The sequence below is a fragment of the Amycolatopsis sp. WAC 04182 genome (assembly GCF_003947465.1).
GTDB lineage: Bacteria > Actinomycetota > Actinomycetes > Mycobacteriales > Pseudonocardiaceae > Amycolatopsis.
On sequence record NZ_QHJJ01000002.1, the window covers coordinates 810,912 to 833,666 of the forward strand.

Consider the following 22,755-nt stretch of genomic DNA (forward strand, 5'->3'; position numbering starts at 1 on the left):
CCTCGCCCCGGTCCCGTCCCGCTCGCCCGCCCCGATCCTTTCCGCCCACTTCACGAAACATTCGAGTTCGCGGATCGTGTCGAGCCGATGCACTCTGATCCATTCGAGTGCCAAAGCGTCCTGCAGGGCGGGATGAGCCGCCGAGCCAAGGCGCAGTTCCTCGATGACCACGTAGGTAGTACGACATTCATCGGAGATCAGCAGGTCCCGAAGGACGTCCAGCCGATCGGCGCGTGCGAAGTGGTTCAAGCACATCGCGTCGAGAACCAGCGGACGAGAAGCGGTCACGAGCCGCTACCCGTTTCGACCTCCGGCAGATCCTCGATCTTGACCTCTCCGTGCATGAGCTCGACGGCTCTCGCAGGCGTGACGAAGTGCTGCCGCAACGCCTCCATCACCGCGTGGGCGTAACTGGGAGGAACCCGTACCCCCTCGAGGTCGGGCTGCGGAACCCATCCGACGGCATCCCTGAGCTCCGCCCTCGTCGGTGCGTCGGAGAACCACTTCGTCACTCGGTCTCCGTCGAGCAGACCGACGTGGCCCGCCTGCCGCACGGTGAGCGACCACGACGTGCGGAAGACCGCGGACAGCTTGATCAGTTCACCACGCAGATCACTCTTCGCTACTTGCTCCAGCACTCCGGACGGGAGCAGGAACTCCGCCGCGAACGCGTCGATGACGCGTTCCCTGTCTTCACGAGAAGTCGATACGCCGAGATCGGTCGAGTACTCGTCCCCCAGCACCAAGTGCCCCAACTCATGAGCGGCGGTCGCCCGCCGCCTGCCAGGGTCGGCCAGCCTGCTGACCACGGACACGCCGAAATCCCCGTCCATCAGCGACGCCCCGTCGCCGGGGAGGTCCGACACCAGGACGTACTGCCCTGCTCGTTCGCACTCCGCCATCAGTGTCCGGATCGGCTCTTGCCTGAGACCATGCCTGTTCCTGAGCCACAACGCGGCCTCACGGGCACCCTGTGGGTCTGTGACGGTTCTGTCGTACACCGCCGCCTTGCCCGGCTTGAGGAGGCCGAGGGCGATGACTTGACGAAGATCATCCAGCCAAGCCATCAACTTGGCCTCCAGCCGGTAGGAATCCCTGGAGAGAGCGCTGTCCGTGTCATCGACAAGGCTGGTCCGCCGCGACAGCACGGCCGGCTGCTCGCGAAGGAAGTGCCCCATGGGCACCTTCAGCGCGGCAGCCAGCTTCGCCAGCTCGAGTGCGTCGATCTGGCGTCCCCCGGACTCGATCTTGGCGATCTTCGTGCGCTCCAAACCGACAGCGCTCGCCAAACCGGCTTGCGACATGCCGGCCGCCAACCGGCTCTCCCGGACGCGCTCGCCCACATCAGTCCATTCCACCTGACCAGTGTGGTGCGATTTTCGCACATTCGTCAAGTCGGAGACCTGCCACCTGCGAATCTGTCCCGAACCGATTGCCCTGGCCGCTGTCACATTCCGGGCACGGGCCTCGTCCAGGGTGCATGTTCACCGCATATCTCACCCTGGCCATCGTGACGATCTTGATCAAGGCCGGGATCGCCGCCGCCGACTTCGCGCGGATCCCGTTCGTTCTCAAGAACTCCGCCGAGGTCAACGTGCCCCAGTCCTGGATCCCGCCGCTGGCCTCGCTGAAGGCCGCGGGCGCGGCCGGGCTGCTGCTCGGCCTGCTCGGGATCCCCCTCATCGGGACCGCGGCGGCCGTCGGGCTCGTGCTGTTCTACCTCGGCGCCGTCATCACCCACGTGCGGGCCCGCGTTCTCTACAACATCGCCTTCCCCGCCGGTTTCTTCGCACTGGCGGTGGCGACCCTCGTCCTCGATCTCGCTCAGGCCAGGTAGGGACCGAAGTGTTCGCCGACGACGTCCGCGACCGCCTCGGCGTCTTCCGAACCGTCGACCCGCAGCACCCGGATGCCGAGTTCCTTCGCGGTACGAACGGCGTCCTCGGCGACCAGCCGATCACGCTCGATCCGGTTGCGCTGCGCGCGGTCGGGATCGCTGACCCGGTGCGCCACCGCGGCGGCCCGGGACAGCACGCGGAGCTGGTGCTCACGGAAGCCGTCGGTGGGCACCATCACGATCATCCGCCGGGGTGAATCCAGCAGCGGCGCGACCAGGTCCGGACGCAACCCCCAGCCCTCGGCGAGGATCGGGCGCCCGGAGACCAGCGCGCGCAGATCGTCCAGCGCCCATGCGAACCGCAGCGGAAAACCGGCGATCGTGTCGGTGGCCATCCGTTCGGGAGTGGTGTCCACCCAGACGGTCTCCGGGTCGGGATCGGCGGCGGGCAGTCCATTGAGGACGCGGTGAGCGACGCGACGATCCTGATGGGCGCGAGCGTCGTGGAAGTCGTAGTGGTAGACGGTGATGCCGTGGCGGCGCGCCAGCAGCCGGGAAACGGTGGACTTTCCCGCCCACTGGCCGCCGCAGATCCAGAGCGCTTGGCCGAGGGTGCCGAACGGGTCGTTGATTCCGCTGTCGTTGGTCACCGCGGCTCCTTGACGTCGACAGCGATCAGGGTTCCCTTCGTGAGTAGAACAAGCCTCGAAGGCACTTGCTCGCGAACGTCCCTGATCCGCTGGGTGATCCGGACACGCTCATTCACCCCTCCGGCCAAGTCGACCCGGAGCAATGACCCGCCCTCGTCGGCGATCGCGAACCCTCCGTCCACGGACGCGACCGAGGGGACGAACCGCCGGTCATGCTGAACCCTCCACCGCTCGGCGCCGTCCGACGGGTCGACCACCGTGTAACCACCACGCCGCTCGGCCAGCCACAGCAAACCTCCACACAGGTCCACGGCTCTGGGCATGAGATCGCGCTCGGCACGGACCACTGTCTCGGCTTTCGTCTCGGACAGGGTGATGCGTACGACCAAGCGATCACCGCACCGCACAAGGAATCCACCGTCGTCTTCCGCTCGAAACGCCGGACCGATGTCCGGCCCGACCAGTGGCTCCGGCAAGGACCACGCGGCGAGTTCCCGGCCGTCACCCCGATCGATCAAACGCACGGATTCGTGCCCCGGCTTCCCGACAAGAAACCCGGCCTCGGTCGCGGCAGGCAAGACGGTGCTGCCGTGTTCCCCCGCCTGCCAGCGCACAGCACCGGTGCGCAGGTCCAAAGCGGACAGTGACGTATAGCCGCGCCAGCCGCCCACCAGCACGAGTCCTTCGTCCACCACGACGTGACCGGGGAGCGAGCCCGGCTCCGCCTGCCAGACGGCTTCGCCGGTTTCGACGTCCAGGCAGAGAAGCCTGCTGATGGTCTGCGGGATCACCAGGCAATACGGCCCGTCGATCACGACGGCATACGGCCAAGTCCCCACCGGGACATCCCAGCGCACTGACCCGTCGGCAGGCTCGAAGCCGACCAATCGAGTGCTCCGCTCGTGCACGACGATATGACGCGCGGTGACCGCCATCGCGGACGGCGAGCCGGCTTGGTGCAGCGGCCGTTCCCAGCAGACCTTGAACACGAGACCAGTTCAGCAGCGGACCAGCCACCGCGCAACCAGGTCAGCCGGCCCCTGCTTCGGTGAACGACATCGGTCGTCCACCGAAGCAGGCATCACGATCAGCTGCAGCCGGAGGTGGCGCCGCATCCTTCGCAGGCGTAGCAAGAACCGGCGGGACGCATCTTGGTGCCGCAGGTCATGCAGAGCGGCGCGTCGGAGGCGGTGCCGAGGTTCAATTCGACCAGTTCCGCCGTCGAATGCGCCACCTTGGCCGGTTCCGCGGTCGAAGAGTCCACAGTGGACCGAAGGGCGTCGAGATCGACGTTCTCCGGGTCGGCGGCGGGTGCCGTGCCGTAGTTCGCCTCGACCTGCGCGGACCGTTCGTCGGCGGTGAAGATGCCGAGCTGCGAACGCTTTTCGTACGGCAGGTAGTCCAGCGCGAGCCTGCGGAACAGGTAGTCCATGACGCTGGTGGCGATGCGGATGTCCGGGTCGTCGGTCATGCCGGCGGGCTCGAAGCGCAGGTTGGAGAACTTCGAAACGTAGAACTCCAGCGGGATCCCGTGCTGCAGGCCGACGGAGATCGACATCGAGAACGCGTCCATCACGCCCGAGAGGGTCGATCCCTGCTTGCCGAGCTTCACGAAGATCTCGCCGAGGCCGTCGTCCGGGTACGAACCGGCGTGCAGGTAGCCCTCGGCGCCGCCGACGGTGAACGACACCGTCTGGCTCGGGCGCTTCTTCGGCAGGCGCTTGCGGACCGGCCGGTACTCGACGACCTTTTCGGCCTCGGGCTCGGCCTTCTCCTTCTTGCCGGTGGACAGCGGCTGGCCGACCTTGCAGTTGTCGCGGTAGATCGCGAGCGCCTTGAGGCCGTACTTCCAGCCCTGGAAGTAGATCTCCTCGACCTCTTCGACGGTCGCCGACTCCGGCATGTTGACCGTCTTGGAGATCGCGCCGGACAGGAACGGCTGCACCGCGGCCATCATCCGGACGTGCCCCATCGGTGCGATCGACCGCTCACCCACCGCGCAGTCGAACACCTCGTAGTGCTCCTGGCGCAGACCGGGAGCGTCGACGACGTGGCCGTGCTGGGCGATGTACTCGACGATCGCCTCGATCTGCTCGCCCTGGTAGCCGAGCGCGGCCAGGGCGCGCGGGACGGTCTGGTTGACGATCTGCATCGAACCGCCGCCGACCAGCTTTTTGAATTTGACCAGCGAGAAGTCCGGCTCGATGCCGGTCGTGTCGCAGTCCATCATGAAGCCGATGGTGCCGGTGGGAGCGAGCACCGAGGCCTGCGCGTTGCGCCAGCCGCCGGCCTCGCCCAGCTCGATGCCGCGCTTCCATTCCTGGGTCGCGAGCGCGCGGACCGCGGCGTCGTTCGAGTGGTAGGTCCGCACGAGTTCGTTGGCGGCGGCGTGCTTGCGCATGACCCGCTGGTGCGCCTCGGCGTTGCGAGCGTAACCCTCGTACGGCCCGACGACCGCGGCGAGTTCGGCGGAACGCCGGTACGAAACACCGGTCATCAGCGACGTGATCGCGGCGGCGAGCGCGCGGCCGCCGTCGGAGTCGTACGCGTGCCCGAGCGCCATCAGCAAGGCGCCGAGGTTCGCGTAGCCGATGCCCAGCTGGCGGAACTTACGGGTGGTGTCGCCGATCGCCTCGGTCGGGAAGTCGGCGAAGCAGATCGAGATGTCCATCGCGGTGATGACCAGCTCGACGGCCTTCGCGAACAGCGGCGCGTCGAACCCGCCGTCCTCGGTGGCGAACTTGAGCAGGTTCAGCGAGGCGAGGTTGCAGCTGGAGTTGTCCAGGTGCATGTACTCCGAGCACGGGTTGGACGCGGTGATCCGGCCCGATTCGGGGCAGGTGTGCCAGTCGTTGATCGTGTCGTCGTACTGCAGGCCGGGGTCGGCGCATTCCCAGGCGGCTTGCGCGATCGTGCGGAACAGCTTCTTGGCGTCGACCCGGTCGATGACCTCACCGGTCGTCCGGGACCGCAGGCCGAAGTCGCCCTCGGTCTCGACGGCCTGCATGAACTCGTCGGAGACGCGGACCGAGTTGTTCGCGTTCTGGTACTGGACGGACGCGATGTCCGAGCCGGAGAGGTCCATGTCGAACCCGGCGTCGCGGAGGACCTTGATCTTCTCCTCTTCGCGGGCCTTGGTCTGCACGAACTCCTCGACGTCCGGGTGGTCGACGTCGAGCACGACCATCTTCGCCGCGCGCCGGGTGGCGCCGCCGGACTTGATGGTGCCCGCGGAGGCGTCGGCGCCGCGCATGAAGGAGACCGGGCCGGACGCGGTGCCGCCGGAGGACAGCAGCTCACGCGAGGAACGGATACGGGAGAGGTTCAGGCCGGCGCCGGAGCCGCCCTTGAAGATCAGGCCTTCTTCGCGGTACCAGTTGAGGATCGACTCCATGGTGTCGTCGACCGCCAGGATGAAACACGCCGAGACCTGCTGCTTCGACGTCGTGCCGACGTTGAACCACACCGGCGAGTTGAAGCTGAACACCTGGTGCAGCAGCATCCAGGTCAGCTCGTGTTCGAAGACCTCGGCGTCGGCGGGGCTCGCGAAGTAGCCGTGTTCGCGACCGGCGTTCACGTAGGAGTGGACGACGCGGTCGATCAGCTGCTTGAGGCTCTGCTCGCGCTGGGGTGTGCCGACGGCGCCGCGGAAGTACTTGCTGGTGACGATGTTCGTCGCGTTGACCGACCAGAAGCCGGGGAACTCGACACCTCGTTGCTCGAAGTTGACCGTACCGTCGCGCCAGTTCGTCATCACGACGTCCCGGTTCTCCCAGGTGACCTGGTCGTACGGGTGGACGCCCTCGGTGGTGAAGACACGCCGCACGGTGAGCCCGCCGGGCTGTTTCTTCTTCCCGCTCGTCCGCGTTGTGGCCGGGTTACCTGTTCCCACGGTCTCGGTCATGGGTCTTTCCCTCACTCCCACGCGGGAGGCGGCATCAGCCGTCTTTCGCGTCTTGATCGCTCTCGTCCGGTGTGGCAGCCATGGCCTCACGAAGGTCCGAGATCTCCTTCTCGAAGTCCTCGACCGAGGAGAAGGAGCGGTAGACACTGGCGAACCGGAGATAGGCGACGCCGTCGAGTTCGCGCAGGGGGCCCAGGATCGCCAGGCCGACCTCGTGACTCGGGATCTCCGCCAGCCCTGCCGACCGGATCGATTCCTCGACCCGCTGCGCGAGCTGCTGCAGCGCGTCGTCGTCGACCGGCCTGCCCTGACAGGCGCGGCGCACCCCCCGGACCACCTTGTCCCGGCTGAACTGCTCGGTGACCCCGGATCGTTTGACGACGGCGAGCACCATCGTCTCCGAAGTGGTGAAGCGCCGGCCGCAAGCGGCGCACGAGCGCCTCCGCCGGATCGCCTGACCCTCATCCACCTCTCGGGAGTCGACGACCCGAGAGTCCGCATGCCGGCAGAACGGGCACCTCATCCGCCGATCACCTTCCCCTCCGCGCCGGCCCCGAAGGGACGCCCGTCCCGTCGCCACGCAACGACGAAAAGATCGACATGTGGATCGATCTGTGGACATCCGGTGGGTGAACACCGGCCAGCTGTGGACAACTGGTACCGAGTCTACCCCAAGCTATGGACCAACTACAGCCATGTAACTACTACATATAGCGGTGGAGACTAGAACGCAGGTGGGACACACGCAAGCTCAACGACCGGGCCGGTCAGACACGAATGAGGAGCTCACCCACGAGGGGTGAGAACGACATCAGGATCACCTCCCGCCTTCCGCGACCTCGGTCGCGACCGGCACCGTGAGCGGCAATCCGGGGACGAGAACGGCGTCTTCCAGGGAGTTGAGCTCCTTGATCTTGGCGACGACCGCGCCAGTGTCACTTCCTGGCGCGAAACGCGCCGCGAGATCGGACAGAGTCTCCCCCGCGGAAACGGACACCGTCGTGGTCCGTTCGGGCACCGCGGCGCCGGGAACACCGGCCAAGAACAGACCCAATCCGGTGATGACCCCGGCGACGAGCAAGGCCATCCCGACGAGCGACGGCCACCTGAGCGGGAGCCGCCGCGGCGCCGGGCACGCCGGGGAGCCGGTGGCGACACCGGGGCGGCGGCCCGCCACGACCCGCGCCCTGGTCGGCGGGCGCAAGGGCTCGGCACGCCCGCCCCGCACCACCCGCACGGGCCGGGTCACCCCTGCCGGAACGGACCTGGGGGAACTGGGCCGCACCAGTCCTCGATCGGCCAGAATCGACATCGGAACCTCCTCGCAACTCCTGCTGCGCTCGCGCCGGGCCGGGACCCGGCGATCAAGATCGAACAGGCGTTCTATCGAACGCCCGTGCGAATGTGTACCACCTCCCACCGACAAAAATCGAGCGACACGGCGTGTCCATCGAACAGATGTTTGAAATCGTCGTCCCGGCGGGCTAACGTCGTTGACCAGGGCGTCTGCTGTGCGGACGCCGCCGGTGCCGTGGGCGGGAAGATCGTCCGCCACCGGCGAAGACACGCGAAGTCGGTCCGGGCGACCGGACGTACTGGGAGGCGACGCAGAGATGAAGGAGCGATACGGTGGCTAAGGAGAGCAAGGCGGGGAACGCGCCTAGGCGCTCGGGCAAGGTGCGCGCCTTGCCCGAGGTCTACGAGGTGGACGAGACCCTGACCGTGCGACAGCAGCAGGTGCTCGACGTGATCAAACTGTGGGTGAGCCGGTTCGGCTACCCGCCGAGTGTGCGTGAGATCGGCGAGGCGGTCGGGCTGACCTCCACTTCGTCGGTGTCGCACCAGTTGCAGGCCCTGCAGCGCAAGGGTTATCTGCGACGCGACCCGAACCGCCCGCGTGCGGTGGGGGTGCTCGCCACGACGGACGACAACCCGATGGGCATCGACGTCGAGCAGCCCCAGTCGGCCGCGAAGGCCGCGTACGTGCCGCTCGTCGGCCGGATCGCCGCCGGTGGGCCGGTCCTGGCGGAGCAGGCGATCGAAGACGTCTTCCCGCTGCCGAGGGAGATCGTCGGCGAGGGTGAGCTCTTCCTGCTCAGCGTCACCGGTGACTCGATGGTCGACGCCGCCATCACCGATGGCGACTGGGTCGTCGTGCGCCAGCAGCCCACGGCCGATCCGGGCGAGATCGTGGCGGCGATGATCGACGGCGAGGCGACGGTCAAGACGTTCAAGCGCAAGGACGGCCACATCTGGCTGATGCCGCACAACGAGGCGTACGAGCCCATCCCGGGTGACGACGCCACGATCCTCGGCAAGGTCGTCGCCGTTCTTCGCAGGCTGTAGTCCGGAGCCGGAGCACGCCGGGATCCCGGGTCACCCGACCCGGGTCAGACTCGGCAAGCTTCGGCAGACCCTTCGCTTCCCGGTCAGGCTCGCCGCTTGCGCAGCCTGCCGACCAGGAGAAGGCCGCCGATCACGACGACCGCGGCGATCCCGACCTGCACGTAAGGGAAGTCGGACCCCTGGCCAGAGCCACCGGCCGCGGAGGTCCCGCCCGACGTGCTGCCCTCGGACTTCGCCGCGTCCACGGCGAGTGCGGCCGCGCCCTTCACCGCACGGATCTGCTCACCGACGCCCTCCCCGCCGGACAGCAGCGTCCCGTCCGGGTCGAAGGCGATCGCCTCGCCCTGCTTCTCGTTCGGCAGGGGCACACGCACAGGTTCGCGTTGCAGAGCGCTCTTCAGGTCTCCGTCGGTGACGGCGTAGAGGTAGGCATCCGTGTAGGTGCGCAACGCGACCACCGAGCCGTCGGCCATCGAGGCCGCGCCGGTCACCGTCATCGAGCCGATCGACCCGACCGGTCCGCCCGGCGTCGAAGTCTCCTTGATCTGCAGCGACCCGACGCTCTCTAGCGGAGTCGGGCCGGGGCTGGCGAGCGGCCCTGTCGGCCGGTACACCTTCGCGTCGCCGAAGACGTCCTTGGTGATCAGGTACGGCGTGCCCGAGCGATCCATGATCAGCGCTTCGACGTCGTGCTGCCCGTCGGGATAGGTGAGCCGGTGGAGCGTGGCCTTGCCCTGGGGGGTCAGCGAGATCAGCGCGACGGTGTCCCGCCGTTTGCGGTTGTCGCCGGTGTCGGAAAGCCAGAAGGTGCCGTCGGCGGTGCGGGCGAGATCCTCGGGGTCGTACGGGTCCGTCGCGGCCGAGATGACCTTCTGGACCTTGCAGTCGCGGCCGAGGACGAAGACCTGCGTCTTGGTTCCGCCGTCGTTGAGGGCGTACAGGTGCTCGCCGTCGGAGACCAGGCCGGAGAGTTCGCTGAGCCGGGAGTCGCTGTTCTTGCACACCGGCTGCGGCGCCGGGACCTCCTGCGCCAGGGCGGGAGCCGTCCCGCCGATGAACGCCGCCAGCACGACCGCGGTCGCGACAATCCCCCGCACATCCACCTCCGTACCGTGGAACCCCTGAAGCCCCACACTACGGAGACGTCCGGGGCGGCGCGCAGTTCGGTGCGGATGCCGAGATGAGGCGGAATGTCGCGAAGGCCACTTTCAGCCACCAACGTCTCGTGAGTGGTGAGGACGGTTCTTTAGAGGGGTAGGGCAAACGTGGCGTAGGGGCCCTTCGTGGGCTTCCGTCGTCCGTCGAGGGTGTCGCGAAAGCCACTTTCGGGACATCAGGCGTCGCGAAAGTGGCTTTCGCGCCACGGGCACCGGCGGCGAGGTGGCCAGCGCCGGTGAGTGGCCGGGGCGAAGGCTCCCTTCACCGCATCAGACGCAGCGAAGGGAGCCTTCACACCACCACCGACCACGACTCGTGAGTGGTGAGGACGGTTCTAACCCGAAACGCCACTCACGACCACCCCGACCCAGGCCTCACCGCCGCGCTAGCTCGCCCCTGCAGTACATGAAGGCCCCCTTCCTTGCGTCAGGCGCAAGGAAGGGGGCCTTCATGTACTGGGGAAGGTGTGAAGGTCGAGTTTCCTCGGCTGAGCCGAGGGAAGGGGTCCTTCACGCGCGACCGCTGTGACTGCTGGGCCTGGTGGTGTTGCTGCGGCTGAGGTGGCGACCACCTGGCCGCCACATTCAGTAGGTACCTAAGACACCGTTGGCCCTAACCGTCCTCACCACTCACGAGCCCGAACACCTACTTCACGTACTTGCTTACAGAGCCGAGTTCGTCTGGAAGTCGCTCAGCGCCGCGGCCAGTTCGGGCCTGCCGCGGACGACCAGGCGCGTTCCGGTCTCGACGTGCTCTTCCTCCAGCACCTCGCCGTCGGCGTGGGCACGGGAGACGAGCTCGCCCCGCGAATACGGGATCAGCACCTCGACCACGATTTCGGGCCTCGGCAGCCGCTCCGCGATCACCTCGGCCAGCTCCGTGATCCCGGTGCCGGTCCGCGCCGACACCTGCACCGAACCGGCCAGCTGGTGCCGCAACCGGGCCAGCGACACCTCGTCGGCGGCGTCGGCCTTGTTGATCACCAGCAGCTCCGGCGGGAGCGGCTCGGAACGGCGCTTCGTGATCTCGGCGAGCACTTCGCGTACCGCGTTGACCTGCTCTTCCGGCGTCGGGTCGGCACCGTCGACGACGTGGACCAGCAGGTCGGCACTGGCCGCCTCCTCCAGCGTCGAGCGGAACGCGTCCACCAGCTGGTGCGGCAGGTGCCGGACGAAACCGACGGTGTCGGTCAGCGTGTAGGTGCGGCCGTCGGAGGTCTGCGCCCGCCGGGTCGTCGGATCCAGCGTGGCGAACAGCGCGTCCTCGACCAGCACCCCGGCGCCGGTCAGCGCGTTGAGCAGGCTCGACTTGCCGGCGTTGGTGTAGCCGACGATCGCGACGCTCGGCACCTCGTTGGCCACCCGCCGACCGCGTTTGGTCTCGCGGATGGTGTCCATCGCGGCGATCTCGCGGCGCAGCTTCGACACGCGTTTGCTGATCCGCCGCCGGTCGGTTTCGAGCTTCGTCTCACCGGGACCACGCAGACCCACGCCACCGTTGGCGCCGCCCGCCCGGCCACCGGCCTGCCGGGACAGCGCCGCACCCCACCCGCGAAGCCGCGGGATCAGGTACTGCAGCTGGGCCAGCTCGACCTGCGCCTTGCCCTCCTTGGAGCGGGCGTGCTGCGCGAAGATGTCGAGGATCAGGGCGGTGCGGTCGATGACCTTCACCTTGACCTTCTCCTCCAGCTGGCGCAGCTGGCCGGGTGAGAGCTCACCGTCGCAGATCACCGTGTCGGCACCGGTGGCCGCCACGATCTCGCGCAGTTCCTTGACCTTGCCCGAGCCGATGTAGGTGGCGGGATCCGGGCGGATCCGCCGCTGCACCAGGCCTTCCAGCACCTCGGAGCCCGCCGTTTCGGCGAGCCGGGCGAGTTCGGCGAGCGAGGCCTCGGACTGGAGGGCGCTGCCCTCGGTCCACACACCGACCAGAACGACGCGCTCCAGGCGCAACTGCCGGTATTCGACCTCGGTGACATCCGCGAGTTCGGTGGACAGGCCCGCTACCCGGCGGAGCGAGGCGCGGTCCTCGAGCTCCAGTTCGCCGGTCGATGGGTCCATGTCGTCGTTCAGATCGTTGTGTGTCAGTTCCGTCATCGTGCCTCCATGGTCCCACGTTTCGGCGGCGGGACCGAATTCATTACCTGCTGGGATACTTCGACAGGTAGATGGCCGTGCGTTTCGCGTCCGGGTCGACCGGCCGCGAGATGAAGTCGTCGACGAGCTCCATCAGCCTTGTTTCGAACTCGGCGATCTGCTCGTCCGGTACCTGGACGACCATGCGCGTCTGCTGCACCTCGTCGAATCCCACGTCGGCGATCTCGGCCAGGTAGGCCTCGAAGATCGCCTGATCGATCCCCCTGTCGTGGGAATCAAGATGCCAGGACAACCCGGTCGAGCGATACGGAATTTCTTTCGCGCCGCGCGTGCCGCGTCTCGGCGGGAGCGCTTCGAGGAAGCCGGTGTCGACGAGCTTGCGCACGTGGTGCAGCGTCGTCGCGGGGTCGCGATCGAGCCGTTCGGCGAGTTCCTTGTTGGTCAGCGCCTCCGAGTACGTCAACCGGATGATGCGCAGCCTTATTCCGGAGGCCATGGCGGCGATCTCGGCCTCGGTGGCGGCACGTCGTGGAGTGGGCACGGGGACAGCCTAGAGCCGAAAGTGATTGACAGTTTCCAATCACTCACGCCAAGGTGGCGTCGTGCGCAGAGACTCCCTCTTCTTCCACGCCGACTTCCGGCGGCTCTGGGCCGGTGACACGGCCAGCCAGCTGGGCGCTTTCGCCGGCCACACGGTGATTCCCCTGCTCGCGGCCACCGTGCTGGCCGCGACGCCGTTCCAGATGGGACTGCTGACCGCGGCCGAGACCATCGCGTTCCTGATCATCGGGCTGCCGGCCGGGGTGTGGGTGGACCGCATGCGGCGGCGGGCGCTGATGCTGCGGGCCGACTTCGTCCGCGCCGCGCTGCTGCTCACCATTCCGCTCGCCTGGTGGACAGGCGTGCTGTCGCTGACGCAGCTGATCGTGGTCGCCACGCTCGTCGGCGTCGCGACGGTGTTCTTCGACGTCGCCTACCAGTCGTATCTGCCGTCGCTGGTCGGCCGGGAGCATCTGCTCGAAGGCAACGCGAAACTGCAGGCCAGCCAGTCGGTCGCGTTCCTGACCGGACCGGGTATCGGCGGCGGGCTCGTGCAGCTGGCGGGCGCGGCCAACGCCGTGCTGATGACCGGGGTGGGCTTCCTGACCTCCGCGCTGTGCCTGCTGCGGATCCGCACCGTCGAAGAGGTTCCCGAGCGGCAGGCCGACGCGAAGCTGCTCCCCCAGATCGTCGAAGGACTGCGGTTCGTGTTCACCGACGCGGCCCTGCGCTCGATCGTCGCCTGCACCGCGACGGCCAACCTGGCCAACGGCGCCTTCACCACAGTGCAGATCCTGTTCCTGAACCGGGAACTCGGCCTGTCACCGGCGATCGTCGGCGTCGTACTGGCGACCGGTGGCGTTGGCGGGATCATCGGGGCGATCCTGGCCGGGCGCATCACCCGGCGGATCGGGCAGGCCCGCTCGATCTGGTTCGTCCCCCTGCTGACCTGGCCGTTCCAGTTGCTGCTCCCGCTCGCCGCGCCGGGCTGGCGGATCGTGCTGTTCCCCGCGGCGCTGGCGATCGCGGGGTTCGGGATCATCGTCTACAACGTCGCGCAGGTGTCCTACCGGCAGGCCGTCTGCCCGGACCGGCTGCTCGGCCGCATGAACGCCAGCGTGCGCTTCGTGGTGTGGGGCATGCTGCCGCTGGGCGGGCTGGTCGGCGGTGTGCTGGGTGAGGCGATCGGGATCCGGGGAACGCTGTGGTTCGCCGCGGTCGGCGAGGCGGCCGCGGTGTTGTGGGTGGTCTTCTCGCCGATCCGGAAGCTTCGTGATCTGCCGCGCGAACCGCTCCCGGTGGGCTAGACGAGCCCCGCCCACCAGGTTTCGTCGAGTTCGCCGCGCGCGACGATCTCCGCCGGTCCGGTCAGGGTGGACCCACCGCGGCGTACCTCGACCACCACACGACCGCCGGGGATGTCGACGGTCGCCTCACCGGTGTCGGTTCCGGCGAGGTGCAGCGCGGCGGCGACCGCGGCGACCGTGCCGGTGCCGCAGGATCGCGTCTCGCCGACGCCGCGTTCGTGGACGCGCATCTTCAGCGCGTTGTCGCCCAGCAGGTTGATGAACTCGAGGTTCACGCCCTCCGGGAACACGTCGGAGTCGAAGTCGGGCTGGTCGCGCAGGTCGAGCACGTCGACGTCGTCCTCGACGACCGACACCAGGTGCGGGTTGCCGACGTTCACCGCGACCCCGGAGAACGGCTGCCCCGCGACCACGGTGACCGAAGTACCGGTGATCGTCGCCGGCCCCATCTGCACGGTCACCGATCCGTCCGCGTGCATCTGGACCGGCCGGTCCCCGGCGCGGGTGCCGATGACGAAGTCGCGCTCGGTCACGAGTCCGGAATCGACCAGGTGGCGGACGAAGACGCGGACGCCGTTGCCGCACATCTCCGCGATGGACCCGTCGGCGTTGCGGTAGTCCATGAACCATTCGCCGCCGGACTCGACACCCAATGCGGCCGAGCGCACGATCCGGAGCACACCGTCGGCGCCGAGACCACGCTGGCGGTCGCACAGCGCCGCCACGCGCGCTTCGGTCAGCTCGAGGCGGCCGTCGGGGTCGGGAAGCAGCACGAAATCGTTCTGTGTGCCGTGTCCCTTAAGGAATTCGATGCCGCCCATGGCCGCAAGATTACTGGGCCGTCACTTCGAGGACGCGCTCGGCCAGCCGCTCCGAACCGCCGTCGAACCACTGGATGCGTTTGTCCCGCCGGAACCAGGAACGTTGCCTTCGCACGAACCTGCGGGTGGCTTGCGCGGTGGCCTCGGACGCGGCTTGGAAGTCGCCGTCGCCGTCGAGCGCGGCGATCACCTGCTGGTAGCCCAGCGCCCTCGATGCGGTGAGCCCGTCGCGGAGTCCTTGACCCAGCAACGTCCGGACCTCGTCGACGAGTCCCGCTTCGAACATGAGCTCCACGCGGCGGTCGACGCGGGCGTCGAGTTCGGCCGGTTCGCGGTCGATGCCGATCAACACCGTGTCGTAGCGCGCGGGTCCCGGTTGCGGCAGGTTCGCCGAGAACGGTTCGCCGGTGATCTCGATGACCTCCAGCGCGCGCACGATCCGGCGGCTGTTGGTCGGCAGGATGACCGTGGCGGCCACGGGATCGAGTTCGGTGAGCCGGGCGTGCATCGCGGCGACACCGATCTCGTCGGCTTCGGCGGTCAGGCGGGCGCGCACGTCCGGATCGGTGCCCGGGAACTTGAGGTCGTCGAGCACGGCTTGGACGTAGAGACCCGATCCGCCGGTGAGGATCGGCACGCGGCCGGCGGCGAGGAGTTCTTCGACGCGCTGACGTGCGTCGCGCTGGTACGCGGCGACGGACGCCGTCTCGGTGACGTCGAGGACGTCCAGCAGGTGATGCGGCACGCCTCGCCGTTCTTCGAGGGTCGCCTTGGCCGTCCCGATGTCCATCCCGCGATACAGCTGCAACGCGTCCGCGTTGACCACCTCACCCCCGAGGGTGAGGGCCAGCTCGACCGCCAGGGCGGTCTTCCCGGTCGCCGTGGGCCCGACGACCGCGACCGGCCGGATCACGCGTGCTCCCAGACCGCGACGTGGTAGCCGACGCCGAACGGCGCGGCGGAGTAGAGGACCTCGGCGGTCCAGTCGCCGTCCGCCGCCAGTCCGGCGAGGACCTGCCAGGGCGCGCGGCCGCCCGCCCCGAGTTCGGCGGCCAGGGCCGGATCGACCGCGGCCAGCGCGCTCGTGTCGGCCTTGGCCAGCGCGTCGCGGATCCCGGCGTCGAAATCCCCCGCGCGCTCGTCCTCGCCGCCGGGGGAACGCGGGCCGTGCCGGCTCGAACCGTCGCCGAGGACGAGTATCGCGGCGGGTTCTCCCAGCGCGCGGGCGAACTGTTCGCACTGGTCGGAGGGGGTGGCGGGGTCGACGAGGTGGACTCGGACGGACGACGCGCCGCCTTGTTCACGCAGCCAGCCGGCCACGAGCGCGGGCAACGGCAGCTCCGTTTCGGGCGCTGTCACCCGGCTGAGTGAGACTCCGAGGTCGACGCCGAATCCACGGAAGGAGCCGCTCGCGTGTTCCGGCACCTCGGGCGCCCCCACGGCCGCGCCGACGACGACCCACTCCGGCGAAACGCTGGTCAAGCGCCTCGCGGCGGTGAGGCAGGCTTCGCGCAGCTCGGCGCACTCGTCCGCCGCTCCGGCGGCGAGTTCGGGGATGAGCAGCGGGGGTTGCGGGAGCACGGCGACACGGCGGATCACGGCCGCCGACGTTACCTTCCCCGCCCACGGGGACCCGCAACCGACCGACACCGAGGGTCCTCCGGAAGTAGGATCACTGCCCTCTGGTGGTTCATCCGGTTCCACGGTGGACGCTGAGCTGCTTGAATGCCGCAAGGGGTTGATGCCCCCGAAGCAAGACGGCAACGCATTACCCGGCCCCGCCGCTAGGCGGGGCGCCCGCGCCAGCGGGCGTACAGGCGATAAGGAGCCTGCGATGGCCCAGGAGAACACGTCCACCGGTACCCCGGCACCGCACCCGGTACCGCACGCGCTCGGTGGCGGGCACCCCGCACCCCCCGTGCCGCCCGCCGAGCCCAGCCCGTCCGCTTGGGGCAGGGTCGACGACGAAGGAACGGTCTACGTCACCACACCCGACGGCGAGCGCGCGGTCGGTGTCTGGCAGGCCGGGAGCCCGGACGAGGGTCTGCTCCACTACGCGCGCCGCTTCGACGACCTGCGCACCGAGGTCGAGCTGCTGGAAACCCGCCTGGAGTCCGGCGCGGGCGATCCGAAGCACGCGCTGGCGACGGCCACGCAGCTGCGTGACGGCCTCGCCGAAGCCGCCGTCGTCGGCGACATCGCCGCGCTGAGCGGCCGCATCGAACAGGTCATCTCCCACGCCGAGAAGGCGCTGGCCTCGGCCAAGCAGGAACGTGAGGAAGCCCGCGCGGCCGCCGTCGTCCGCAAGCAGGCCCTCGCCGACGAGGCCGAGAAACTCGCCGCCGAGTCGACCCAGTGGAAGGCCGCCGGCGACCGGCTGCGCGCCATCCTGGACGAGTGGAAGACCGTCAAGGGTGTCGACCGCAAGACCGACGACGAGCTGTGGAAGCGGTTCTCCAAGGCCCGCGAGGCGTTCAACCGGCGCCGCGGCTCGCATTTCGCCGAGCTCGACAAGCAGCGCGCGGGCGCCAAGCACCGCAAGGAAGAGCTGATCGCCGAGGCCGAGGCGCTCTCGGAGTCCGAGGACTGGGGCGAGACGGCGGGTCGCTACAAGGACCTGATGACCGAGTGGAAGGCCGCCGGCCGCGCCCCCAAGGACAGCGACGAGGCGCTCTGGCAGCGGTTCCGCGCCGCGCAGGACAAGTTCTTCGCCCGGCGGTCCGCGGTGTTCTCCGAGCGGGACGCGGAGTTCGCGACCAACGCGCAGCAGAAGGAAGAGCTGCTCGTCGAGGCCGAGAAGATCGACCCCGCCGCGAACCTCGAGGCGGCGAAGCAGCACATGCGGCGCATCCAGGACCAGTGGGACGAGATCGGCAAGGTCCCGCGCGAGCGCATCCGCGAGCTGGACGGGCGGCTGAAGGCCGTGCAGGACGCGATCAAGGCGGCCGAGGACAGCAAGTGGCGCCGGACCGACCCGGAGGCGCAGGCCAGGGCGGCGCAGTTCCGCGAGCGGGTCGAGCAGTTCGAGTCGCAGGCGGCGAAGGCCCGTGCGGCGGGCGACGAGCGGCGCGCGAAGAAGGCGGACGAGCAGGCCGCTCAGTGGCGTGAGTGGCTCGAGGCGGCGGAAGCGGCCATCGCGGACCGGTAGGCTCAATGCGCGTGAAGGCCCCCTTCCCTCGGCTGATGGAATCAGGCATGCGCGCGCCGGCGCGTCCGTTGAGGGCGGCGGTGGGGGCATGGATGGAGGAAGGGGGCCTTCACGCGCTTCACTCCACTGTGGAGGGACAGATCGCTCGTTCGCGCGTATTCGGGCGCTCTCCGCGCCCAACCGTGGTCGACTTCGATCATGAACCAGACACTGATTCCCCCAGTACGCCGGGCGTTCGCCGCCCTGGCGATCAGTTGTGCTCTGGTGGCCGGGCTCGCCCCGGCCGCGGCGGCGACCGGTTCCCCGGCACCGCTCCCCGCCTCCTCCGAAGCCGGCAAGAAGAAGGTCAAGCTCGACGCCTCGCTCAGCAAGAAACAGGCCAAGGTCAACGAAAAGGTCACCCTCAAAGGGACGCTGAAGGCTGAGGAAGGCGCCCGGTCCGACGGCACGGACAGCCTCGAAGCGATCATCGTGCAGCAGCTTCAAGGGAGTGTCTGGGTGAACATCGCCGACACGACCTGCCGGCCCAACTCGACGTTCTCCTTGAAGCTGAGTTTCTCCTTCAGCGCGGTGATCACGCTGCGGGCCTACCACCCGGAAACGACGCTTTACGCGAGCGCGTACACGTCCAGCAACCTCACCTTGCGGGTCGGCTAGCTGCGGGAGAAGGCGGCACGCATCCAGTAGACGGCCAGCGCGACGGTGGCGATCCAGGCGACGATCAGCCCGAAGCCCGGACCGCCACCGGCCGCGCCGGTCGCGTTCGAGGACTGCTGGGACCAGATCGCGAGCATGCCGTCGACGGAGGCGAACCAGCCGCCCGCGGCGCAGACCCAGGCCAGCCACCAGCGCCGGGTCACCAGCGTGACGGCGGAGACGAACACCCCGACCCCGGTGGAGGTGGCGGCGAACAGCTGCGGGATCCCGCCGCCCTTGCCGAGCAGCACCTCCCAGCCGGCGTACTCGCCGACCCAGGGCAGCAGCTGCGCGACCAGCAGCACGAACACCAGCACCGCGATGGAGAACCCGCGCCTGCCCAGTTCGATCGTCTTGGCCGCGCGTTCGCCGACTTCGTCGATCTCGGCGGCGAGCTCGTCGATCTTCGGTTCGGTCACAGTGCACACCCGCTCACCGGTTCCGGCGTGACGGCCGGGGCACCGAAGCCCGGCAGGCCCAGCGTCACGCCGTTGGTCTTCGGCCGGAGCCCGGCCTCGGAGTTGTCGCCCGCCTTGGTGCGGCGGTGCGACAGCAGGTCGCCGTCGGCGACGAGATGGTGCGGAGCGCCGTAGGTCACCACGGTCTCGACGACGTCACCGGGCCGCACCGAGCGCTCCACGAGCGGTCCCGTCGGCGTGAAGTGGACGAGCCTGCCGTCCCGCGCGCGGCCGCTCATGCGCTGCGTCTCGGTGTCCTTGCGGCCTTCGCCGGAGGCCACCAGCAGCTCGACCCGCCGCCCGACGATCTTCTTGTTCTCTTCCCAGGAGATGTCGTTCTGCAGCTTCACGAGCCGTTCGTAGCGCTCCTGCACGACCTCCTTCGGCAGCTGCCCGTCCATCTCGGCGGCGGGCGTGCCCGGCCGGATCGAGTACTGGAAGGTGAACGCGCTGGAGAACCGCGCCTGCGCGACGACGTCGAGCGTCGCCTGGAAGTCTTCCTCGGTCTCGCCGGGGAAGCCGACGATGATGTCGGTGGTGATCGCGGCGTCGGGCATCGATTCGCGCACGCGATCGAGGATCTTGAGGTAGCGCGCGGAACGGTAGGACCGCTTCATCTCGCGCAGCACCTTGTCCGAGCCGGACTGCAGCGGCATGTGGAGCTGGTGGCACACGTTCGGCGTCTCGGCCATCGCGTCGATGACGTCCTCGGTGAACGCCGCCGGATGCGGCGAGGTGAACCGGACGCGCTCGAGCCCGTCCACCGAACCGCAGGCGCGCAGCAGCTTCCCGAAGGCGAGCCGGTCGCCGAACTCGACGCCGTAGGAGTTCACGTTCTGGCCCAGCAGGGTCACTTCCAGCACGCCTTCGGCGACGAGCGCCTCGACCTCGGCGAGGATCTCGCCGGGGCGGCGGTCGCGTTCCTTGCCGCGCAGCGCCGGGACGATGCAGAAGGTGCAGGTGTTGTTGCAGCCGACCGAAATCGACACCCAGCCCGCGTACGCCGAATCGCGCTTCGCCGGGAGCGTCGAAGGGAAGGTCTCGAGCGATTCGAGGATCTCGACCTCGGCCTCGGCGTTGTGCCGCGCGCGCTCCAGCAGCGTCGGCAGCGAACCGATGTTGTGCGTGCCGAAGACGACGTCGACCCAGGGCGCGCGCTTGACGATCTCGCCGCGGTCCTTCTGGGCGAGGCAGCCGCCGACGGCGATCTGCATGTCCGGCTTCGCCGTCTTCTGCGGCCGCAGATGGCCGAGGGTGCCGTACAGCTTGTTGTCCGCGTTCTCCCGCACCGCGCAGGTGTTGAACACGATCAGGTCGGGTGTGGCCTCGCCGTCACCCGGAACGTAGCCGGCGTCCTCGAGCTGCCCGGCAAGACGTTCGGAGTCATGCACGTTCATCTGGCAGCCGAAGGTGCGGATCTGGTAAGTGCGCGCGCTCATCTCGCCTTCGAGGGTACGCGGGCGGGGTTCCATGGCACGATCGACCCTCATGAGGAGACCAGGGGTGCTGACGGTGGTGATCGCCGTGGTCTGTGCCCTGGTCGCCGGGTGCGGGCCCGATCTGTCCGGGACGAAGGTGCGGATCGCGGCGGGGCTCAACGGCGGCGTCTACGACAAACTGGCCGAGGCGCTGGCCGACGCGTGGGCCGCGCAACTGGACACCACGCGGCCCGTGATCCAGGAGACCCAGGGTTCGCCGGACAACATCGGCCGGGTGCGCGCGGGGAAGGCCGACGTCGCGTTCGTGGCCGCCGACGTGGCCGCCGACGACACCGCCGGGCTGGCCGCGCTGGCCCGCGTGCACGACGACTACCTGCACGTCATCGTCCGCGCCGACTCGGCGATCAAGTCGTTCGCGCAGTTGCGCGGGCACAAGGTCGCGATCGGTTCGCCGGATTCGGGTGTCGAGTTCCTGTCGAAGCAGCTGCTGAAGGCGGCGGGGCTGACCGGCGCGATCGACCGGCGCAATCTCGGCCTCCCCGAGGCCCTGCCCGCGCTGGAGAACCGGCAGATCGACGCGGTCATCTGGTCGGGTGGTCTCCCGACGCCGTCGATCACCGAGAAGGTGCACACGGTCGGCCTGCGGCTGCTCGACATCACCGATCTCGCGGACGCCCTGCGGGCCACCAGCCCGGTGTACCGGACGGCGACCATCCCGGTGACGGCCTACAACCTGCCGTCACCGGTGACCACGCTCGTGCTGCCGAACTTCCTGGTGGTGCCCACGTCGATGCGCGACGACGTCGCCGAGGCGCTCGTTCGCGGGCTGTTCGACGCGCGGGACCAGCTGGTCAAGGCGGCGGGCGCGGCGTTGTCGATCGACATCCATCCCGCCATCGAGACCTCTCCCCTGCCGCTGCATCCCGGCGCGCTGCGCTACTTCCGGTCGCTCAAGGACTGACGACCGGCAGGGTCACGGTCACTTCGAGGCCGCCGCCTTCGGGTGAACCGAGCCGCAGCGAACCGTCCGAGCGGGCCAGGATCTCGGTGACGATCGCCAGGCCGAGGCCGGATCCGGGCACGTTCTGATGCGCGGTGCTGCGCCAGAACCGGTCCGCGGCGCGGTCCAGCTCGTCTTCGCGCAGGCCGGGCCCGTGGTCGCGGACGGCGATGTCGACCTTCCCGTCCGCGGTGGTGACGTCCACCCGCACCTCGGTCCCCGGCTCGGTGAACTTGAGCGCGTTGTCCAGCAGCGCGTCGAGGACCACTTCGAGGCCGCGTGCGGGGGTGAGCACCCGCAGCCCGCCGCCCAGCCCGGTCGCCACCAGCGTGATGTCGCGCGCCGCGCCGACCACGGTCCAGTCGGCGACCCGGGCGCCCACCATCTCGTCGAGGCCGACCGGCACGAGTTCGCCGCCCGAGGCCTCGGCGCGGGCCAGCGAGAGGAGTTCGTCGAGGATCTGGTTGAGCCGTCGCGCGTCGACCACGGCGGCTTCGAGGTCGGCCGCGGCGAGGTCGTCGTCGACGTGGCCGTCGAGGTTGCCGAGCCGGATCTTCAACGCGGTCAACGGGTTCCGCAGCTGGTGGGAGGCGTCGGCGACGAACGCGCGCTGCGCCGACAACGCCTCGTCGACGCTGGCGGCCATCCGGTCGAAGGACCGTTCGAGCTGCCGCAGTTCCGGCGGCCCGCCGGTCTCCCCCACCCGTTTGACCTCGCGGCCGCTGACCACGGAGGCGACCAGTTCGCCGGTGGCGTCGTCGAGCCGCCGGACCGGGCGCAGGATCCAGCGCACCACCGGTACCGCGACCAGCAGCGCGAGCCCGAACGCCAGCACCGCGCCCGCCGCGATGAGCAGCCACCACCACAGCAGTTCGGTGCGGGCCTTGTCCGTCGAGGACACGGTGATCACCGCGCCCCGCACCTCGCCGTCGATGAGGATCGGCTCGGCCAGCACCAGCGGCTCGGTGTTCCACGGCATCAGCAGCTGGCCGGGCTCCGAACGCCGTCCCGCCAGCGCGTGCTGCAGATGGGAGGCGATGACGGGGTCCTTCAGGTCGATCCCGGGCGTCTCGCCCGGCCCCCTGGCGACGGATTCGCCGTCCTGGTCGACGATCGCCACCGGCACCCCGTAGACCTCGGTGTAGCGGCTGAGTTCGTCCTCGATCAGGTCCGGCCGGTTCTCCACCAGCGGGCGCTGGGCCAGCGACGCGAACCGGGAGGTGTCGGTGAGGCGGTCGAGGAAGAGGTCGAGCTGCACACTGGCCGCCACGCTGAGCGCGAGCGGGATGCCGAGGCCGAACACGAGCGCCGCGACCAGCGTCAGCACGATCGCCTGGAGGCGGACGCGCACCGGC

At 69.0% G+C, this 22,755-nt stretch carries 21 protein-coding genes; 6 read left to right on the forward strand and 15 right to left on the reverse strand.

The window, feature by feature from the left end; all coding sequences use genetic code 11:
- Nucleotides 1–284 precede the first annotated feature (284 nt).
- On the reverse strand, nucleotides 285–1,358 hold the full coding sequence (locus tag DMH01_RS11005; protein WP_199745432.1) for an XRE family transcriptional regulator: 1,074 nt from the start codon (nucleotides 1,356–1,358) through the stop codon (nucleotides 285–287).
- A gap of 122 nt (nucleotides 1,359–1,480) precedes the next feature.
- Between DMH01_RS11005 and DMH01_RS11010 the strand changes: the two genes are divergently transcribed.
- The gene (locus tag DMH01_RS11010; RefSeq protein WP_125675667.1) at nucleotides 1,481–1,837 is read left to right on the forward strand and encodes a DoxX family protein; all 357 of its coding nucleotides are present in this window, start codon (nucleotides 1,481–1,483) and stop codon (nucleotides 1,835–1,837) included.
- Here DMH01_RS11010 and DMH01_RS11015 read toward each other — a convergent pair.
- The 5 genes from DMH01_RS11015 to DMH01_RS43250 form a co-directional block, all read right to left on the reverse strand.
- A complete protein-coding gene (locus tag DMH01_RS11015) occupies nucleotides 1,825–2,487 on the reverse strand; it encodes a hypothetical protein (protein WP_125675669.1) in 663 nt (220 codons plus the stop codon). The two genes, DMH01_RS11010 and DMH01_RS11015, sit on opposite strands and share 13 nt — an antisense overlap.
- A complete protein-coding gene (locus tag DMH01_RS11020; protein WP_125675671.1) occupies nucleotides 2,484–3,476 on the reverse strand; it encodes a PQQ-binding-like beta-propeller repeat protein in 993 nt (330 codons plus the stop codon). Before DMH01_RS11020 ends, DMH01_RS11015 begins: the two co-directional genes overlap by 4 nt.
- 98 nt (nucleotides 3,477–3,574) lie before the next feature.
- Complete coding sequence (locus DMH01_RS11025) at nucleotides 3,575–6,391, reverse strand: vitamin B12-dependent ribonucleotide reductase (RefSeq protein WP_125675673.1); 2,817 nt, start codon at nucleotides 6,389–6,391, stop codon at nucleotides 3,575–3,577.
- Nucleotides 6,392–6,425: 34 nt separating this feature from the next.
- Entirely contained in the window at nucleotides 6,426–6,914 is a 489-nt protein-coding gene (gene nrdR, locus DMH01_RS11030) for a transcriptional regulator NrdR (RefSeq protein ID WP_034311932.1), read from the reverse strand.
- A gap of 294 nt (nucleotides 6,915–7,208) precedes the next feature.
- Nucleotides 7,209–7,703 carry a LysM peptidoglycan-binding domain-containing protein gene (locus tag DMH01_RS43250; RefSeq protein ID WP_233621468.1) on the reverse strand — a complete coding sequence of 165 codons (495 nt, stop codon included), beginning with the start codon at nucleotides 7,701–7,703 and terminating at the stop codon, nucleotides 7,209–7,211.
- Nucleotides 7,704–8,020: 317 nt separating this feature from the next.
- Between DMH01_RS43250 and lexA the strand changes: the two genes are divergently transcribed.
- Nucleotides 8,021–8,737 carry a transcriptional repressor LexA gene (lexA, locus tag DMH01_RS11040; protein ID WP_034311936.1) on the forward strand — a complete coding sequence of 239 codons (717 nt, stop codon included), beginning with the start codon at nucleotides 8,021–8,023 and terminating at the stop codon, nucleotides 8,735–8,737.
- 83 nt (nucleotides 8,738–8,820) lie between these two features.
- Here the strand turns inward: lexA and DMH01_RS11045 are convergent, their stop codons facing one another.
- The 3 genes from DMH01_RS11045 to DMH01_RS11055 form a co-directional block, all read right to left on the reverse strand.
- Entirely contained in the window at nucleotides 8,821–9,834 is a 1,014-nt protein-coding gene (locus DMH01_RS11045; RefSeq protein WP_125675676.1) for a hypothetical protein, read from the reverse strand.
- A 723-nt stretch (nucleotides 9,835–10,557) separates the two neighbouring features.
- Entirely contained in the window at nucleotides 10,558–11,991 is a 1,434-nt protein-coding gene (gene hflX, locus DMH01_RS11050) for a GTPase HflX (protein ID WP_125675678.1), read from the reverse strand.
- 43 nt (nucleotides 11,992–12,034) lie between these two features.
- A complete protein-coding gene (locus tag DMH01_RS11055; protein ID WP_007029269.1) occupies nucleotides 12,035–12,532 on the reverse strand; it encodes a transcriptional regulator in 498 nt (165 codons plus the stop codon).
- Nucleotides 12,533–12,593: 61 nt separating this feature from the next.
- Between DMH01_RS11055 and DMH01_RS11060 the strand changes: the two genes are divergently transcribed.
- Nucleotides 12,594–13,838 carry an MFS transporter gene (locus DMH01_RS11060; RefSeq protein ID WP_125675680.1) on the forward strand — a complete coding sequence of 415 codons (1,245 nt, stop codon included), beginning with the start codon at nucleotides 12,594–12,596 and terminating at the stop codon, nucleotides 13,836–13,838.
- On the opposite strand, the gene dapF is transcribed toward DMH01_RS11060, so the two are convergent.
- From dapF to DMH01_RS11075, 3 genes are read right to left on the reverse strand one after another with little or no spacing between them, the layout of a single operon-like run.
- Entirely contained in the window at nucleotides 13,835–14,659 is an 825-nt protein-coding gene (gene dapF / locus DMH01_RS11065) for a diaminopimelate epimerase (protein WP_125675682.1), read from the reverse strand. The two genes, DMH01_RS11060 and dapF, sit on opposite strands and share 4 nt — an antisense overlap.
- Nucleotides 14,660–14,669: 10 nt before the next feature.
- Entirely contained in the window at nucleotides 14,670–15,572 is a 903-nt protein-coding gene (gene miaA / locus DMH01_RS11070) for a tRNA (adenosine(37)-N6)-dimethylallyltransferase MiaA (protein ID WP_199745433.1), read from the reverse strand.
- Nucleotides 15,569–16,258, reverse strand: a complete 690-nt coding sequence (locus DMH01_RS11075) for a class III extradiol dioxygenase subunit B-like domain-containing protein (RefSeq protein ID WP_125675684.1) — start codon at nucleotides 16,256–16,258, stop codon at nucleotides 15,569–15,571. The genes miaA and DMH01_RS11075 overlap by 4 nt, the downstream gene beginning before the upstream one ends.
- 235 nt (nucleotides 16,259–16,493) lie before the next feature.
- Here DMH01_RS11075 and DMH01_RS11080 point away from each other — a divergent pair, with 235 nt between their 5' ends.
- Both DMH01_RS11080 and DMH01_RS11085 read left to right on the forward strand, forming a co-directional pair.
- Complete coding sequence (locus DMH01_RS11080; RefSeq protein WP_125675686.1) at nucleotides 16,494–17,807, forward strand: DUF349 domain-containing protein; 1,314 nt, start codon at nucleotides 16,494–16,496, stop codon at nucleotides 17,805–17,807.
- A 198-nt stretch (nucleotides 17,808–18,005) separates the two neighbouring features.
- On the forward strand, nucleotides 18,006–18,464 hold the full coding sequence (locus DMH01_RS11085) for a hypothetical protein (RefSeq protein ID WP_125675688.1): 459 nt from the start codon (nucleotides 18,006–18,008) through the stop codon (nucleotides 18,462–18,464).
- Here the strand turns inward: DMH01_RS11085 and DMH01_RS11090 are convergent.
- Together DMH01_RS11090 and miaB are read right to left on the reverse strand one after the other, a co-directional pair.
- Nucleotides 18,461–18,922, reverse strand: a complete 462-nt coding sequence (locus tag DMH01_RS11090; RefSeq protein ID WP_125675690.1) for a hypothetical protein — start codon at nucleotides 18,920–18,922, stop codon at nucleotides 18,461–18,463. The two genes, DMH01_RS11085 and DMH01_RS11090, sit on opposite strands and share 4 nt — an antisense overlap.
- Nucleotides 18,919–20,433 carry a tRNA (N6-isopentenyl adenosine(37)-C2)-methylthiotransferase MiaB gene (gene miaB / locus DMH01_RS11095; protein WP_199745434.1) on the reverse strand — a complete coding sequence of 505 codons (1,515 nt, stop codon included), beginning with the start codon at nucleotides 20,431–20,433 and terminating at the stop codon, nucleotides 18,919–18,921. The genes DMH01_RS11090 and miaB overlap by 4 nt, the downstream gene beginning before the upstream one ends.
- A gap of 16 nt (nucleotides 20,434–20,449) precedes the next feature.
- Here miaB and DMH01_RS11100 point away from each other — a divergent pair, with 16 nt between their 5' ends.
- Nucleotides 20,450–21,361: a TAXI family TRAP transporter solute-binding subunit gene (locus DMH01_RS11100; RefSeq protein WP_125675695.1), complete on the forward strand. Its 912-nt coding sequence runs from the start codon at nucleotides 20,450–20,452 to the stop codon at nucleotides 21,359–21,361.
- On the opposite strand, the gene DMH01_RS11105 is transcribed toward DMH01_RS11100, so the two are convergent.
- Nucleotides 21,351–22,751, reverse strand: a complete 1,401-nt coding sequence (locus tag DMH01_RS11105; RefSeq protein ID WP_125675697.1) for a HAMP domain-containing sensor histidine kinase — start codon at nucleotides 22,749–22,751, stop codon at nucleotides 21,351–21,353. The genes DMH01_RS11100 and DMH01_RS11105 overlap by 11 nt on opposite strands.
- Nucleotides 22,752–22,755 lie beyond the last annotated feature (4 nt).